Source organism: Ralstonia sp. 1138, from assembly GCF_040544795.1.
GTDB lineage: Bacteria > Pseudomonadota > Gammaproteobacteria > Burkholderiales > Burkholderiaceae > Ralstonia > Ralstonia flatus.
This window is the reverse complement of sequence record NZ_JBEPKQ010000006.1, coordinates 232,196-247,090: the sequence shown is the minus strand read 5'-3', so window position 1 is coordinate 247,090 and position 14,895 is coordinate 232,196. Positions and strand designations below refer to the sequence as shown.

At 62.3% G+C, this 14,895-nt stretch carries 15 protein-coding genes and 1 pseudogene; 1 reads left to right on the top strand and 15 read right to left on the bottom strand.

The features are described from left to right. From ABIC76_RS23540 to ABIC76_RS23520, 5 genes and pseudogenes are all read right to left on the bottom strand, one after another. A pseudogene (locus ABIC76_RS23540) lies at nt 1-95 on the bottom strand (electron transfer flavoprotein subunit beta/FixA family protein); the annotation flags it as partial. 189 nt (nt 96-284) lie between these two features. Next, nucleotides 285-1,085: a MetQ/NlpA family ABC transporter substrate-binding protein gene (locus ABIC76_RS23535; protein WP_065857263.1), complete on the bottom strand. Its 801-nt coding sequence runs from the start codon at nt 1,083-1,085 to the stop codon at nt 285-287. Nucleotides 1,086-1,118: 33 nt separating this feature from the next. Beyond that, entirely contained in the window at nt 1,119-1,772 is a 654-nt protein-coding gene (locus ABIC76_RS23530) for a methionine ABC transporter permease (RefSeq protein WP_027677866.1), read from the bottom strand. Beyond that, the gene (locus ABIC76_RS23525) at nt 1,762-2,811 is read right to left on the bottom strand and encodes a methionine ABC transporter ATP-binding protein (protein WP_102064793.1); all 1,050 of its coding nucleotides are present in this window, start codon (nt 2,809-2,811) and stop codon (nt 1,762-1,764) included. Before ABIC76_RS23525 ends, ABIC76_RS23530 begins: the two co-directional genes overlap by 11 nt. 166 nt (nt 2,812-2,977) lie before the next feature. Further along, nucleotides 2,978-3,901 carry a histone deacetylase family protein gene (locus ABIC76_RS23520; RefSeq protein ID WP_354535420.1) on the bottom strand — a complete coding sequence of 308 codons (924 nt, stop codon included), beginning with the start codon at nt 3,899-3,901 and terminating at the stop codon, nt 2,978-2,980. A 131-nt stretch (nt 3,902-4,032) separates the two neighbouring features. Between ABIC76_RS23520 and mltB the strand changes: the two genes are divergently transcribed. Beyond that, a complete protein-coding gene (gene mltB, locus ABIC76_RS23515; RefSeq protein ID WP_354535419.1) occupies nt 4,033-5,157 on the top strand; it encodes a lytic murein transglycosylase B in 1,125 nt (374 codons plus the stop codon). Between the two features lie 66 nt (nt 5,158-5,223). On the opposite strand, the gene cysM is transcribed toward mltB, so the two are convergent. From cysM to cmk, 10 genes are all read right to left on the bottom strand, one after another. Then, nucleotides 5,224-6,126: a cysteine synthase CysM gene (gene cysM / locus ABIC76_RS23510; protein WP_102064790.1), complete on the bottom strand. Its 903-nt coding sequence runs from the start codon at nt 6,124-6,126 to the stop codon at nt 5,224-5,226. Between the two features lie 111 nt (nt 6,127-6,237). After that, nucleotides 6,238-6,555 (bottom strand): ComEA family DNA-binding protein, encoded by a 318-nt coding sequence (locus ABIC76_RS23505; RefSeq protein WP_354535418.1) that lies wholly within the window; start codon nt 6,553-6,555, stop codon nt 6,238-6,240. 135 nt (nt 6,556-6,690) lie between these two features. Further along, nucleotides 6,691-7,686, bottom strand: coding sequence for an ADP-glyceromanno-heptose 6-epimerase (gene rfaD, locus ABIC76_RS23500; RefSeq protein ID WP_354535417.1), 996 nt, complete (start codon nt 7,684-7,686; stop codon nt 6,691-6,693). An 18-nt stretch (nt 7,687-7,704) separates the two neighbouring features. Further along, complete coding sequence (gene rfaE1 / locus ABIC76_RS23495) at nt 7,705-8,637, bottom strand: D-glycero-beta-D-manno-heptose-7-phosphate kinase (protein WP_051530813.1); 933 nt, start codon at nt 8,635-8,637, stop codon at nt 7,705-7,707. A gap of 38 nt (nt 8,638-8,675) precedes the next feature. Beyond that, nucleotides 8,676-10,040, bottom strand: a complete 1,365-nt coding sequence (locus ABIC76_RS23490; protein WP_102064787.1) for a UDP-glucose dehydrogenase family protein — start codon at nt 10,038-10,040, stop codon at nt 8,676-8,678. A gap of 64 nt (nt 10,041-10,104) precedes the next feature. Continuing rightward, a complete protein-coding gene (gene lapB, locus ABIC76_RS23485; RefSeq protein WP_354535416.1) occupies nt 10,105-11,379 on the bottom strand; it encodes a lipopolysaccharide assembly protein LapB in 1,275 nt (424 codons plus the stop codon). Nucleotides 11,380-11,382: 3 nt separating this feature from the next. After that, on the bottom strand, nt 11,383-11,706 hold the full coding sequence (locus ABIC76_RS23480; RefSeq protein WP_027677875.1) for a LapA family protein: 324 nt from the start codon (nt 11,704-11,706) through the stop codon (nt 11,383-11,385). 193 nt (nt 11,707-11,899) lie between these two features. Further along, nucleotides 11,900-12,328 carry an integration host factor subunit beta gene (locus ABIC76_RS23475; protein WP_354535415.1) on the bottom strand — a complete coding sequence of 143 codons (429 nt, stop codon included), beginning with the start codon at nt 12,326-12,328 and terminating at the stop codon, nt 11,900-11,902. Between the two features lie 45 nt (nt 12,329-12,373). Then, complete coding sequence (gene rpsA / locus ABIC76_RS23470; protein ID WP_027677877.1) at nt 12,374-14,062, bottom strand: 30S ribosomal protein S1; 1,689 nt, start codon at nt 14,060-14,062, stop codon at nt 12,374-12,376. Between the two features lie 135 nt (nt 14,063-14,197). After that, complete coding sequence (cmk, locus tag ABIC76_RS23465) at nt 14,198-14,893, bottom strand: (d)CMP kinase (protein WP_354535414.1); 696 nt, start codon at nt 14,891-14,893, stop codon at nt 14,198-14,200. Nucleotides 14,894-14,895: the final 2 nt, after the last annotated feature.

The window sequence follows — 14,895 nt, the reverse complement described above, 5'->3', positions numbered from 1 at the left end:
TTGACGTTGGCCAGATCGACACCGCTGCCGTCCGTCTTCACGCGAACCTTCACGTTGTAATCGATCACGCGCTTGACTGCGACCAGGACTTTCATGCGCTCACTCCACTAATTGATAAGACGATTTTGCAAAACGCCGGCCATTATAAGGGGGGCTGGTCGCTCGCGTAATTTTTCCGAACGGTCGTGCTATTTTAACCGCGAAAATTTGCCGGACGCCAGTCAAACGTCCGGCAATCTGTTTGGTAGAACCCTCTACCGGATCACCGAAGGATCACGAAGTGGTTACCAAGCCACAATCACCGCATCTTTGTACTTCGTCTTGACGAAGGACTTCACGGCGTCGGAATGATACGCCTTCACGAGCTTGGCGACCCAGGGTTGATCCTTGTCGGCCACGCGGACGGCGATCACGTTGGCATACGGGCCCTTCGGGTTTTCGATGGCGATGCCATCCTTGGTCGGGTCCAGGCCGGCCTTTTCAGCGTAATTGCCGTTGATGGCGGCGGCATCCAGATCATCCAGCGAGCGCGGCAGCTGCGCGGCGTCCAGCTCGACGAACTTCAGTTTCTTCGGGTTATCAGCCACGTCGCGCGGCGAAGCCTTGAAACCGGCGTTCGGCTTGAGCTTGATCACGCCCTGCGATTGCAGCAGCAGGAGCGCGCGGCCGCCGTTGGTCGGATCGTTCGGCAGACCGAAACGCGCACCGTCCTTCAACTCCTTCAGCGACTTGATCTTCTTGGAGTAGATGCCCATCGGGAAGGTGATGGTCTGACCGACGCTCACGAACTTGTAGCCGCGCGTGGCGATCTGGTCATCCAGATAGGGCTGGTGCTGATAGCTGTTGGCGTCCAGGTCACCGGCAGCCAGGGCCGCGTTCGGCTGGATGTAATCGTTGAATTCGACGATCTGGAGCTTCAGGCCGTCCTTCTCGGCAACCTTCTTCACCTCTTCCATGATCTCGGCGTGCGGACCGGCGGTCACGCCGATCTTGATCGGCTTGCTCTGCGCGAGCGCGCTGCCTGCGACCAGTGCCAATGCGGCGCCAAGGCTCGCGGACCATTGCAGCAGTTGACGGCGATTCATTGTGTTTCCTCGTTCTGTCTGTCGATTGAATGATTAACGGTGGCTCAGGCGGCGCACGAGCCAATCGCCCGTGGATTGCACCGCCTGCACAAAGACGATCAGGATGACGACAACCGCCAGCATGATGTCCGATTCGTAGCGCTGATAGCCGTAGCGGATACCCAGGTCGCCCAGGCCGCCGCCGCCGATGGTGCCCGCCATGGCCGAGTAGCCGACAAGGCTGACGAAGGTGATCGTCAGGCCGGCGAGGATGCCCGGCATCGCTTCAGGCAGCAGCACCTTGTAGACGAGCTGGCCGGTCGTCGCGCCCATCGACTGCGCGGCTTCGATCAGGCCACGGTCGACCTCGCGCAGCGCAGTCTCGACCAGCCGGGCAACAAACGGAATTGCAGCAATCGTCAGCGGCACGATGGCCGCGGCGGTGCCGATGGACGAGCCGGCCAGCAAGCGCGTGAACGGAATCACCGCGACGAGCAGGATGATGAACGGCACCGAGCGCACGGCATTGACGACGAGGCCGGCCACGCGATTGAACGCCGGTGCGGACAGCACGCCGCCGGCCGTCGTCAGATACAGCAGCACGCCCAGCGGCACGCCGAACAACGCGCCAATACCGCCCGACACGCCGACCATGGCGAGCGTTTCCCAGAAGGCGGGCAAAAACAGATCGGTCAGGTCAGACCACATGATTGATCTCCTCGACCACCACGCCCTGCTCGCGCAGGAAGTTCATCGCGTTGTTGATGTCAGCGGTATCGCCCGATGCCAGGATCGCCAGCGAGCCGAACGCCTGGCCTTGAATCTCGTCGATATGGCCGTGCAGGATGTTGAAGTCGAGTCCGTAGTTGCGGATCGCCTGCGCCAGCACAGGCTGGTCCACGCCGGCGCCGGTAAAGGCGAGGCGGAACAGGTGGTCGCGACCACCCTGCTCACGCGCCGTGAGGCGGCTTTCGACACGCGCCAGAACGGTGGGCGGCAGCTCTTGCGAGATCACCTCGCCGATGAGCGCCCGCGTCACGTCATGCTTGGGTTGCAGGAACACATCGATGACGCGGCCGAGTTCGACCACGCGGCCGGCGTCCAGCACCGCCACACGATCGCACACCTGCTTGATGACTTCCATCTGGTGCGTGATCAGCACGATGGTCAGACCGAGTTCGCGGTTGATCTTGCGCAGCAGGTCGAGAATCGAGCGCGTCGTCTCCGGATCCAGCGCGGAAGTCGCCTCATCGGAGAGCAGCACATCGGGCTGGCTCGCCAGCGCGCGGGCAATGCCAACGCGCTGCTTCTGGCCACCGGAAATCTGCGCGGGGTAGCGATCCTTGTGTGCGGACAGGCCCACCAGTTCCAGCAGCGGCAACACGATCTCGCGGATGCGTTCGCGCGATGTGCCGGCCAACTCCAGGGGCAGCGCCACGTTGTCGTACACGGTGCGCGACGACAGCAAATTGAAGTGCTGGAAGATCATGCCGATCTTGCGGCGCGCCTGGCGCAGGCCGTCGGCATTCAGTGCGGTAAGTTCCTGCCCCGCCACGGTGACGGTGCCGGAAGTGGGCCGATTCAGCAGATTGATCACGCGAACCAGCGTGCTCTTGCCCGCCCCGCTTCGGCCGATGATGCCGAAAATCTCTCCCCGGTCGATGGTCAGGTCGACGTCGCGCAGCGCGTGGACGTCGTGACCGCCCGCTCCCCGAAAGTGCTGCGATATCCCCTTGAGTTCAATCATGCGTACAGACAAAAACGGCAACCGCCCTGTGTCCAGGCCGTTGCCGTCTCTTTTTTGTTTGAATGAGGCGCTAGTGTAAGGCAGGCCCTACATGCGGGGAACGATTCTTTAACGATGTCTTTATTACTTTTTCAAATGACATCGACGATTCGTCATCGTCCAGCGCTTAAAGCTCGGCGAGCGCCTTGACGTGCGCCACCACGCTTCGGCCCAGCGCGCTGAGGTTGTAGCCGCCTTCCAGGCAGCTGACGATGCGGCCCTTGGCATGCGTGCGGGCCACCTGCATGAGCTGCTGCGTGATCCAGGCGTAGTCCGCCTCGACCAGGCCCATCTGGCCCAGATCGTCTTCGCGATGCGCGTCGAAGCCGGCAGAAATGAACAGCATTTCCGGCTGGAACGCTTCCAGGCGCGGCAGCCAGATCGTTTCCACCACCTCGCGTACGGTCAGGCCATTGGTGTACGCCGGCAGCGGGATGTTGACCATGTTGGCCGCCACCGCCTCGGTGCCGGAGTACGGATAGAACGGGTGCTGGAAGATGCTGCACATCAGCACGCGCGGCTCGTCGATAAACGCGGCTTCGGTGCCGTTGCCGTGATGCACGTCGAAGTCGACGATCGCCACGCGCTGCAAGCCGTGATGATCCAGTGCGTGCCGCGCGGCCACGGCCACGTTGTTGAAGAAGCAGAAGCCCATCGCGCGGCCGGGCTCGGCATGGTGGCCAGGCGGGCGGACGCTGCAGAAGGCATTTTCCAGCTCGCCGGCGATGACCTTGTCCGTGGCGTCCACCGCGGCACCTGCAGCCAACACTGCGGCCATGTATGTGTGCGGGTTCATCGAGGTGTCGGGATCGATCGGCATGTAGCCGGCAATCGGCACACTGGCCACCAGCTCGCGCACGTATTCGGAACGATGCACGCGACACAGCTGCGCCTCGGTGGCAGGCGGCGCCTCGCACGGGACGAGCAGGTCTTCGATGCGGCTGGCGATGAGCTGGTCTTCGATCGCGCGCAGACGGTCCGGGCATTCGGGATGATGCGGTCCCATCTCGTGCCGGAGGAATTCGGGATGCGTGTAGAGGCCGGTCGCCATGTTGTTGTGATCCGGTGTGCTTCAGTGTCTCCAGCCGCTACGTTAGCACGGCTGTGCGACAACGCCGCGCGCCCCGGGCGATCCAACAGACGCATCCGCTACAATGCCCCGATCCCGTTTGAAGCCTGCCCATGAGCCAATCGCCTTCTTCCCGTCGTCCCGTATTGCGCGCCCTGGTGGCTGGCGCAGCGCTCTCCGCGCTTTCTTTCCCGGCACTTTCGCTGGCTGCCAAGAAGGCCGCCAAATCGCCCAAGCGGCGCGTCGCGGTGCATGAAGAAGAGATCGACCCGGATCGTTATCGCAACAATCCACAAACGCAGGCCTTCATCGGCATGCTGGTCGCGCAGTACAACTTTGACCGCACCTCGCTCGATACGCTGTTTGCCGGCACGGCCTACTCCGCCACGGTGGCGCGGCTGATCCTGCCGCCGGCCACGCCGTCGCGTCGAAGCTGGACGGCGTATCGCGGCCGCTTCATCGAACCCATCCGGATTGGCGCCGGCGTTCGCTTCTGGCAGCAATACGGCGATACGCTGCGCCGCGCCGAAAACGAATTCGGCGTACCGGCCGACGTGATCGTGGGCATCCTCGGCGTCGAGACCATCTACGGCCGCGACATGGGCAACTTCCGCGTGATCGACGCGCTGTCCACGCTGGCTTTCGACTACCCCGACACGCCCAACCGCGAAGACCGCAGCACGATGTTCCGCAACCAGTTGAAGGACTTCCTGCTCTGGTGCCGTGACACGGGCACGGACACATTCTCGGTACTGGGCTCGTACGCAGGCGCCGTGGGCATTCCGCAATTCATGCCGACCAGCATCCGCGAATACGCCATCGATTACGACCGCGACGGCCACGTCGATCTGCGCAACAGTGCGGTGGATGCGATCGGCAGCGTCGCCCGCTTCCTGCAAATGCACGGCTGGGAGCCGAACCGCCCCGTGATGTGGAACATTGCCGGCGATGCCGACAGCCAGGGCATTGCGGCCGCCGCCGCAGACGGCCAACCCTATCCGGGCATGACGCTGTCCAAGCTCACGCGTGCGGGGCTGAAGCTGACACCGGGCGTCGATGCGGCGCGCGAGCAGGAAACCGAAGTGCTGATGATCGATCTGCCGACGCCTGGCCAACCGACGGAATACCGTGTCGGCCTGCGTAACTTCTACGTGCTCACGCGCTACAACCGCAGCTTCTTCTATGCGGCAGCGGTGTACGAGTTGGGCCAGGCCGTGCGGCATGCGATGCAGGGTTGACCCACCGTCCACGCAACAAAAAAGCGCAGCCTCGGCTGCGCTTTTTCATGGCGATGCGGCGTGCCGTCAGGCGGGGAAGACGCCCGTCGACAGGTAGCGATCGCCCCGGTCGCACACCACGAACACGATCGTCGCGTTTTCGACTTCCTCAGCCACGCGCAGCGCCACGCACAACGCCCCAGCCGCAGAGATCCCGCAGAAGATGCCTTCTTCACGAGCCATGCGCCGCGCCATGTGCTCGGCGTCGGACTGGGTCACGGGCTCCATACGATCAACGTACTTGGGATCGTAAATCTTCGGCATATACGCCTCGGGCCACTTGCGAATGCCAGGAATGCGCGAGCCTTCTTCCGGCTGGGCGCCCACGATCTGGATCTCGGCGTTCTTTTCTTTCAGGAAACGCGAGACGCCCGTGATGGTGCCCGTCGTGCCCATCGCCGAAACGAAATGCGTAATGCGGCCTTCGGTGTCGCGCCACAGTTCGGGGCCGGTGGTCTCGTAGTGCGCAAGCGGGTTGTCGGGGTTGGCGAACTGATCGAGGATGACGCCCTTGCCCTCCTTCTCCATCGCGTCGGCCAAGTCGCGGGCGTATTCCATCCCGCCCTTGACGGGGGTGAGGATGATCTCGGCGCCGTAAGCGGCCATGCTCTGGCGGCGTTCCACCGACAAGTCTTCCGGCATGATGAGCACCATCTTGTAGCCTCGCACCGCGGCGGCCATGGCCAGCGCAATGCCGGTGTTGCCCGAGGTGGCCTCGATCAGCGTATCGCCCGGCTTGATGCGGCCCCGCGCTTCGGCGCGCTTGATCATGGACAGCGCAGGGCGGTCCTTGACCGAGCCGGCCGGATTATTGCCTTCGAGTTTGCCGAGGATGACATTGCCGCGACGCGCGTTGCCTTCGCCGGGAATGCGCTGGAGCTGAACCAGCGGCGTGTTGCCGATGGTGTCTTCGATGGTGAGGTAGGCCATGATGCGTGAGGGACGGGAATCGAAGCATTGTAATGCAGCCGAAATCCCTCCCCCACACATGGCGAAACGCCCGCTCGGACGGGGCGTTATCGACAGTCAGGCCGGAAGCGCTTACTTTTTCTTCGCGTCCTTGGCGTCCTTCTTGGCTGGAACGGGGGCAGGCGCCGGCGTACCGAACGTCAGGCCCTCGTTTTCCAGTTTGGTGAGCGTCTTGTCACCAATGCCGGACACGCGCGCCTTGAAGTCGGCAGCGTCCTTGTACGGACCGTTCTTGGTGCGCTCTTCAATGATCAACTTGGAGCGCTTGGGGCCGATGCCGGACAACGTCTCAAGCGCCGCGTGATCTGCGGTATTCACGTCTACCGCCGCCCATGACACCGACAGCATCGACAGCGACATCAGCGCGGTAGCCAACAGCTTCTTCAACATGTGCTTCTCCTTGGTATAGGGAATGAAAAAACCGCCACGTAAGCGGCGGTTTCGGCACATCTTAAAGAGCATCGTGACGATGCTGCGGCGCACGGACAAAAAATCACACGCTGTCTGATTTTGGGACGGGTGCGATCAGGCTGGCTGCTTCAGCAACCACTGGCAGTAGCGCTCCACGCCTTCCTGCACCGTCAGGAACGGCGCCGTGTAGCCCGCCGCACGCAGGCGCGACTGATCAGCCTGCGTGAAGCACTGATACTTGCCACGCAATGCATCGGGAAATTTGACGTACTCGATCAGGCCTTCCTGCGCCAACTCCTCGGTGGAGAGCGCGGGCTTGGCTTCTGCACCGCGCAACGTGTTCACGACCGTCGTCGCGATGTCGTTGAACGGCTGCGCGCGGCCCGTTCCAAGGTTGAAGATGCCCGACTTGTCCGGATTGTCGAAGAAGAACAGGTTGACCTTCACCACATCTTCCACCGACACGAAATCGCGCATCTGGCCGCCTTGCGGGTAGCCGTTGTACTCCCCGAACAGCTTGACCGTACCTTCAGCGCGGAATTGGTTGAAGTTGTGGAACGCCACCGAGGCCATGCGACCCTTGTGCTGCTCGCGCGGGCCGTAGACGTTGAAGTAACGGAAGCCGACGATCTGCGACAGCGCGGTCGGCATGACACGGCGCACGACCTGGTCGAACAGCAGCTTGGAATAGCCGTACACGTTCAGTGGCCGCTCGAACTCGGGCGCTTCTCGGAACGTTTCCGACGCGCCGTACGTAGCCGCCGATGACGCGTAGAGGAACTGCACGCCTTGGTCCAGACACGCACGCATCACCGCCAGCGAGTAGCGGTAGTTGTTGTCCATCATGTAGCGGCCATCGGTCTCCATGGTGTCGGAGCAGGCGCCTTCATGGAAGATCGCGCGGACCTTGCCGAACTCGCCGCGGGCAAAGCGTTCGACAAAATCGGTCTTGTCCAGGTAATCGCTGATCTGGCAGTCGACGATGTTCTTGAACTTGTCGGCCCGCGTGAGATTGTCGACGGCGATGATGTCGGTCTCGCCGCGCTCGTTCAGGCCCTTGACGATGTTGGCGCCGATAAAGCCGGCCGCGCCGGTGACGATGATGGTCATGATCCGTTGATCAGAAGATCAGTTAAAGAGTTCTGCGTGCGTGACGACAGCCGTACCGAGCTTGCCGACCACGATGCCGCCTGCACGATTCGCGTACTGCACGGCTTCCTTGATGTTGGCACCGGCACCCAGCAGCGTGGCCAGCGTGGCGATGACGGTATCGCCCGCGCCCGAAACATCGAACACCTCGCGCGCCTGCGCCGACACGTGCAGCACCTCGTGTTCGGTGTAGAGCGTCATGCCTTCTTCGGAGCGCGTGAGGAGAAGCGCCTCGAGCTGCAGCTCCCGGCGCAAGTTCTGGGCACGAATGGTGAGGTCCTGCTCCGACTTCCACGAGCCGACCACCTGGCGCATTTCAGCGCGGTTCGGCGTGATCATGGTCGCGCCCCTGTAGCGCGAATAGTCGTCGCCCTTCGGGTCGACCAGCACGCGACGGCCCGCCTGGCGCGACGTCTCGATCATCTTCCCGACATGTGTGAGACCGCCCTTGCCGTAGTCCGACAGCACCACCACGTCGTGCTGCGGCACCAGCGTGGAAAAACGGTCGAGCACCGACATCAGCACTTCGTGCGTGGGAGCGTTCTCAAAATCGACGCGAATCAATTGTTGCTGGCGGGCAAGCACGCGCAGCTTGATGGTCGTGTTGACCGCCGGATCACGATGCAGATGACCGGTGACGTGGCTCTCGCCGAGCAGCGTTTCGATGCTGCGGCCCGGCTCGTCGTCGCCAATCACACCGAGCATGGCAGCCTGCGCGCCGAGCGCCGCCACGTTGCGCGCCACGTTGGCGGCACCGCCAAGGCGTTCGTCCTGGCGCTTGATCTGCACGACGGGCACCGGCGCTTCCGGCGAAATCCGATCGACGTCTCCAAACCAGTAGCGGTCGAGCATCATGTCGCCGACCACCAGGATGCGGGCGGCGTGAATCTGTTCGGAAGCGAGCGTGGTCATGTGTCTGGGCGTCGGCAGCGACCGGTGGGTCTCGGTGATTACGATTGGGTGGAGCGCCCGATGGCCTGGTATTCAAAGCCCGCATCGCGCATGGCTTGCGGCTCGAACAGGTTGCGGCCGTCGAACACCATCGGCGTCTTCAACAGGGCTTTCACGGCGTTGAAGTCGGGGCTGCGGAACGCCTTCCACTCAGTCACGATGACCAGCGCGTCGGCATTCTTGAGCGCGTCCATCTGACCGGCGCAGAACGTCACGCGTTCCAGTTGTTCGGCAGAAAGATCGAGCCCCAACGCATGACGAGCTTCTTCCATCGCAACGGGGTCATACACTTGAACCCGTGCGCCCCGGGCCAGCAGCGCGGCAATCAGGATACGGCTCGGCGCCTCGCGCATGTCATCGGTGTTCGGCTTGAACGCCAGGCCCCAAATGGCGAACGTGCGGCCCGTCAGGTCGGCACCCAGGCGATCTTCGATCTTGCCGACCAGCACTTCCTTCTGCTTGTCGTTCACCGCCTCAACGGCTTCGAGCACGTGCAGCGTCTGACCGTATTCCTGCGCCGTACGCACCAGCGCCTGCACGTCCTTCGGGAAACACGAACCGCCGTAGCCGGTACCGGCGTAGAGGAAGCTGTAGCCGATACGCGGGTCGGAGCCGATGCCAAGGCGAACGAGTTCGATGTCGGCGCCCACCTTGTCGGCCAGATTGGCCATCTCGTTCATGAACGAGATGCGCGTGGCCAGCATCGAATTGGCGGCGTATTTGGTGAACTCGGCAGAACGCACGTCCATGTAGAACGTGCGCTCGTGGTTGCGGTTGAACGGCGCGTAAAGCGTGCGCATGATGGCCTTGGCGCGCAGGCCATCGGCGTCGCCATAGGTACCCAGCACGATGCGATCCGGACGCATGAAGTCGTCCACCGCAGCGCCTTCTTTCAGGAACTCCGGGTTCGACACGACCGAGAAGCCGATGTCCGACTTGCCACGCGTTGCCAGCACTTCGCCAACCGCGGCGCGCACCTTGTCGCCCGTTCCCACCGGCACCGTCGATTTGTCGACGATCACCTTGAAGCCCGTCATGTGCTGGGCGATGTTGCGGGCGGCAGCCAGCACGTACTTCAGGTCGGCCGAGCCATCTTCATCGGGCGGCGTGCCCACAGCGATGAATTGCACGTCGCCGTGTGCCACGCTGGCGGCCACGTCGGTCGAAAACTGGATGCGGCCGGCCGCGCGGTTGCGCTCGATCAGCTCCTTCAGGCCCGGTTCGTAGATGGGCACGCCGCCGGCGTTGAGCAGGTCGATCTTTTTCTGGTCGACGTCGAGGCAGAACACATCGTTGCCCAGCTCCGCCAGACACGCGCCGGTGACCAGACCGACATAACCGCTACCGATGATGGTGATTTTCATACGAACACTTGAAGATTAAAAAAGCGCCAGCGCGGCTGCCACAGGTGCACCGCGCCGGACTAAATTACATGCTGGCGCCGCCACTGCCGCCGAGTGTCTCGGTGCGGCGCGGAGCATACGTCTCCCAGCGGTTGCAGCCGGGGCATTGCCAATAGAACAGACGCGCGCGGAAACCGCACTCCTGACAGGTATAGCGGGCCAGATTGCGCGTACGACTTTGCAGAAGATCGCGAATGGCGCCGAGATCCTGGGCACGCTGAATATCAGCATTGCTGCCGGCTTCGACCGGATCCGCCAGCGCACTCTCAGCAACATCGACCGTCGCAGGGGCTTCGTGGCCAACGGCCTCAGACGCGCGGGTCGCTTCGGCTTCCACCAGCCGCGTCAACGCCATTAAGGAGGGCTGACGGCGGATCTGGTCGCGCATCAGCGCCACGGCATCGTCGATACCGTGCACATCCAATTCGTATTTGTAGACCGTATCGAGTAGTTCGGGGCCCAGTCGGGCGTCCATCTTTGAACGCAGCCAGGCAAGCCCTTCGGCCGCGCGACCCAGCTGCGTGTACGCCTTCATCAGCCGCTCGGCCACCAGCGGCAAGAACGCGGTGTTCTGCTGTTCGATGCTGCGCCAACGTTTGATGGCGCCGTCGATATCGCCCTGCCCTTGTGCAACGTCGCCCAATTGAATGGTGGCGCGCACGTTTTTCGGGTTCTCTTGCAGGGCATGTTCAAGCCATTCGACGGCGGTCGGCACATCCTTGCGCTGCAGCGCTTCCTGCGCGACCTCGCAGCAGAACTGCGCAATCTGCACGGCGTAATCCTTGCCTTGCAGCTTCTGCAACTCACGCGCCGCATCGATGGCCTTGCGCCATTCCTTCTCCACTTCGTATAGCTCGAGCAGCACGCGCTTGGCCGGCTCGGCAAACGTGCCTTCCATCAGCATGCGCAGGGATTCCTCGGCCCGATCCAGCAGCCCCGCGCGAAGGAAATCCTGCCCCAGTTCAAACAGGGCGTGATCGCGCTCGTGGGGCGGCAGATCAGGGCGGTTGACGAGGTTCTGGTGAACGCGGATGGCGCGTTCGGTTTCACCGCGCCGACGGAACAGGCTGCCGAGCGCAAAGTGCAGTTCGGTGGTCTCCGGGTCCAGCCGCGCCACTTCAATGAAGGCGTCGATGGCCTTGTCCGGCTGCTCGTTGAGCAGAAAATTCAGACCCTTGAAATACGAGCGCGGCAGCGACGATTGTTCAGTACGCAACTGGCGGGCATCGAGCCGGGCAGCCACCCAGCCCAAGCCAAACACCAGGGGGATGGCCAACAGCCACCAGAGATCAAAATCCATGCGTCAGACCTTGGGGCCGGGAACGTGATACGGAGAATCGGCGACAACCGGCGGCGGCGCCTCGGCCCGCTCTTCGTCCTTCTTCATGCGGCCGATCTGGCGACGCAGACGGCTTGCTGTGAAGCGATGCCGCATCACGCGCGGCGCCATCGCCAGCATGGCCAGCAAGATGCCGGCGACAAAGAACGCCAAGGCGATCAGGATCAATGGTGCATGCCAAGCCACACCAAACGGCAGCACGAGCGAGACTTCCGCTGTGTTGTGCAGTGCCAGCACAAAGAGCAGCACAAACAACAGGATGCGGATGACCCAGACGAGAAATTTCATGCGAATTCGAGAACGGGCGGCGGTGCGGCTGCAGGATGCGGCGCAATTGGCGGCACGATTGCCGGGTTGTGCCGCATTGTAGCGGATTCATATGGCGGCCAGCCACGCTCGGCTTGGCCGCACACAAGCATTGCCGGAATAAAAAACGCCCCGGCAAGCGGGGCGTTTCTGAAACTACCAAGTGCAACCTGGCTTAGCGCGACATGGCCAGCGGCACCGCCGCATCTACCGGAAACCCGGCAGTCTGACGGGTGCTGTCAGCCTGTCGCCCAGCCTTTACAGCCGCGAGCGACACGGCAGACTCGCCCTCCGAAGAAGGCTCGCCTTGACGCTCCAGGCTGCGGTCAACCCTTTCTCGCAATTCCTTGCCCGCCTTGAAGTGCGGCACCCGTTTCTCGGGTACCAGCACCTTCTCGCCAGACTTGGGGTTGCGACCGACGCGCGGCGGACGACGATTCAGACCGAAACTCCCGAAACCGCGGATCTCGATGCGGTGCCCGTCCGCCAAGGCGTCGGACATCGCATCCAGGATCGTCTTGACCGCGATATCCGCGTCCCGCAGCAGCAACTGCGGGAAGCGGGCGGCCAGCTTTTCCACGAGTTCGGACTTGGTCATGGGCATCGTGCGCGCGTCCTCGTCGTTCTTTAGGGTCGACCCGGTGGATGCTTACTGGTTGGTTTCGTTCAGCTTGGCCTTCAGCAGCGCGCCGAGGTTCGTGGTACCAGCTGCGCCGGTATCCGCCGAGAACTTCTGCATCGCTTCCTGTTGGTCGGCGCTGTCCTTCGCCTTGATGGAAACGTTGATGTTGCGCGACTTGCGATCGATGTTGACGATCATCGCGGTCATCGTTTCGCCTTCCTTCAGCACGTTGCGGGCATCTTCCACGCGGTCGCTCGAGATTTCCGAGGCGCGCAGGTAGCCTTCCACGTCGTCAGCCAGCTGCACCACGGCGCCCTTCGGATCAACGGCCTTGATCGTGACCTGCACGATCGAACCCTTGTCGTTGGTCGAGATGAAGTTGTTGAACGGGTCGCCCGACAGTTGCTTGATACCCAGCGAGATGCGTTCCTTGTCGACGTCGATGGCCAGAACCACAGCTTCGACTTCGTCGCCCTTCTTGTACTTGCGAACGGCTTCTTCGCCAGTCTCTTGCCACGACAGGTCCGACAGGTGCACCAGGCCGTCGATGCCGCCCGGCAGGCCGATGAACACGCCGAAGTCGGTGATCGACTTGATCTGGCCGGCCAGCTTGTCGCCCTTCTTGTGGTTGCGAGCGAAATCGTCCCACGGGTTGGCCTTGCACTGCTTCATGCCCAGGCTGATACGACGCTTGTCTTCGTCGATGTCCAGGACCATGACTTCCACTTCGTCGCCCAGCTGGACAACCTTGGACGGAGCAACGTTCTTGTTGGTCCAGTCCATTTCCGACACGTGCACCAGGCCTTCGATGCCGGCTTCGATCTCGACGAACGCGCCGTAGTCGGTCAGGTTGGTCACCTTGCCGAACAGGCGGGTGCCTTGCGGGTAGCGGCGCGAGATGCCGACCCACGGATCTTCGCCCAGTTGCTTGACGCCCAGCGAGACGCGGTTCTTCTCTTGGTCGAACTTGAGGATCTTGGCGGTGATTTCCTGGCCAACCGACAGCACTTCGCTCGGGTGACGCACACGACGCCATGCCAGGTCGGTGATGTGCAGCAGACCGTCGATGCCACCCAGATCCACGAACGCGCCGTAGTCGGTGATGTTCTTGACGATACCGTTGACGATTGCGCCTTCCTTGAGCGTTTCCATCAGCTTCTGACGCTCTTCACCCAGCGTGGCTTCCACCACGGCACGGCGCGACAGCACAACGTTGTTGCGCTTGCGGTCCAGCTTGATGACCTTGAATTCGAGGGTCTTGCCTTCGTACGGCGTGGTGTCCTTGATCGGACGCACGTCGACGAGCGAACCCGGCAGGAATGCACGAATACCGTTGACCATGACGGTCAGGCCGCCCTTGACCTTGCCAGTCACCGTACCGGAGATGATCTCGCCGGATTCCAGTGCCTTCTCAAGGTTCAGCCACGAAGCCAGACGCTTGGCCTTGTCGCGCGACAGGATGGTGTCGCCGTAGCCGTTTTCCAGTGCGTCGATCGCGACCGAAACGTAGTCGCCGACTTGCACTTCCAGCTCGCCCTGATCGTTCAGGAATTCTTCGACCGGAACAAAAGCTTCAGACTTCAGGCCCGCGTTCACCACGACGAAGTTGTGGTCGATACGCACAACTTCCGCAGAGATCACTTCGCCAGCCTTCATATTGGACTTGGCGATCGACTCTTCGAACAGGGCGGCAAAAGATTCGTTAGTTTGGGACATAAAAAATAGACATCCGCAGAACATGCCTCGCATTGCTTTCGCACAGAATGAGCGAAGACACGCATGCGGGGTTATGAGTTGAACAACCACCGACAGCAACATGCCGCCGGCACCGATCGAACCAGTCCAGCCAAGTCAGTTTGCCTTGTTGGCGCCCTGCACCTGCCGGTACCAGTCCAGTACCTGCGCGACAACTTCATCGACCGTCATGTCGGACGAATCCAGTTGCCGCGCATCTTGCGCCGGACGCAGCGGCGCGACACTGCGGGTGCGATCCCGCAAATCACGCGCCTCCAAGTCCTGCGAAAGACTTTCAACTGTAGCAGAAAAACCCTTTGCAATCAATTGTTTATAGCGCCGCTCGGCGCGCGCCTGCACACTTGCCGTCAGGAACACCTTGAGCACTGCTTCCGGAAAAACCACCGTGCCCATGTCGCGGCCATCGGCCACAAGACCGGGGGCCTCCAAGAAGGCCCGTTGACGTGCGTGAAGCGCCTCACGAACTGCCCCATGCACGGCGATGGCGGAGGCTTGGTTGCCCACCGATTCGTGGCGAAGCGCCAGGCTCACATCTTCGCCCTTGAGCCAGATGTGATCTGCCTTGAAGCGCACATCCAGGTTCCGCGCAATGCGGACGAGACTATCGACGTCGTGGTCGTCGATGTTCTCCCGCATGCTGGCAAGGGCCACCAAGCGGTACAGCGACCCGCTGTCGAGCAAGTGAAAACCCAGCAGATCAGCGACCTGGTGAGCGACCGTGCCCTTGCCGGATGCGGTCGGGCCGTCGATGGTGATGACCGGGTACGGCATGGAAGCAGCGGAGTCGGACATGA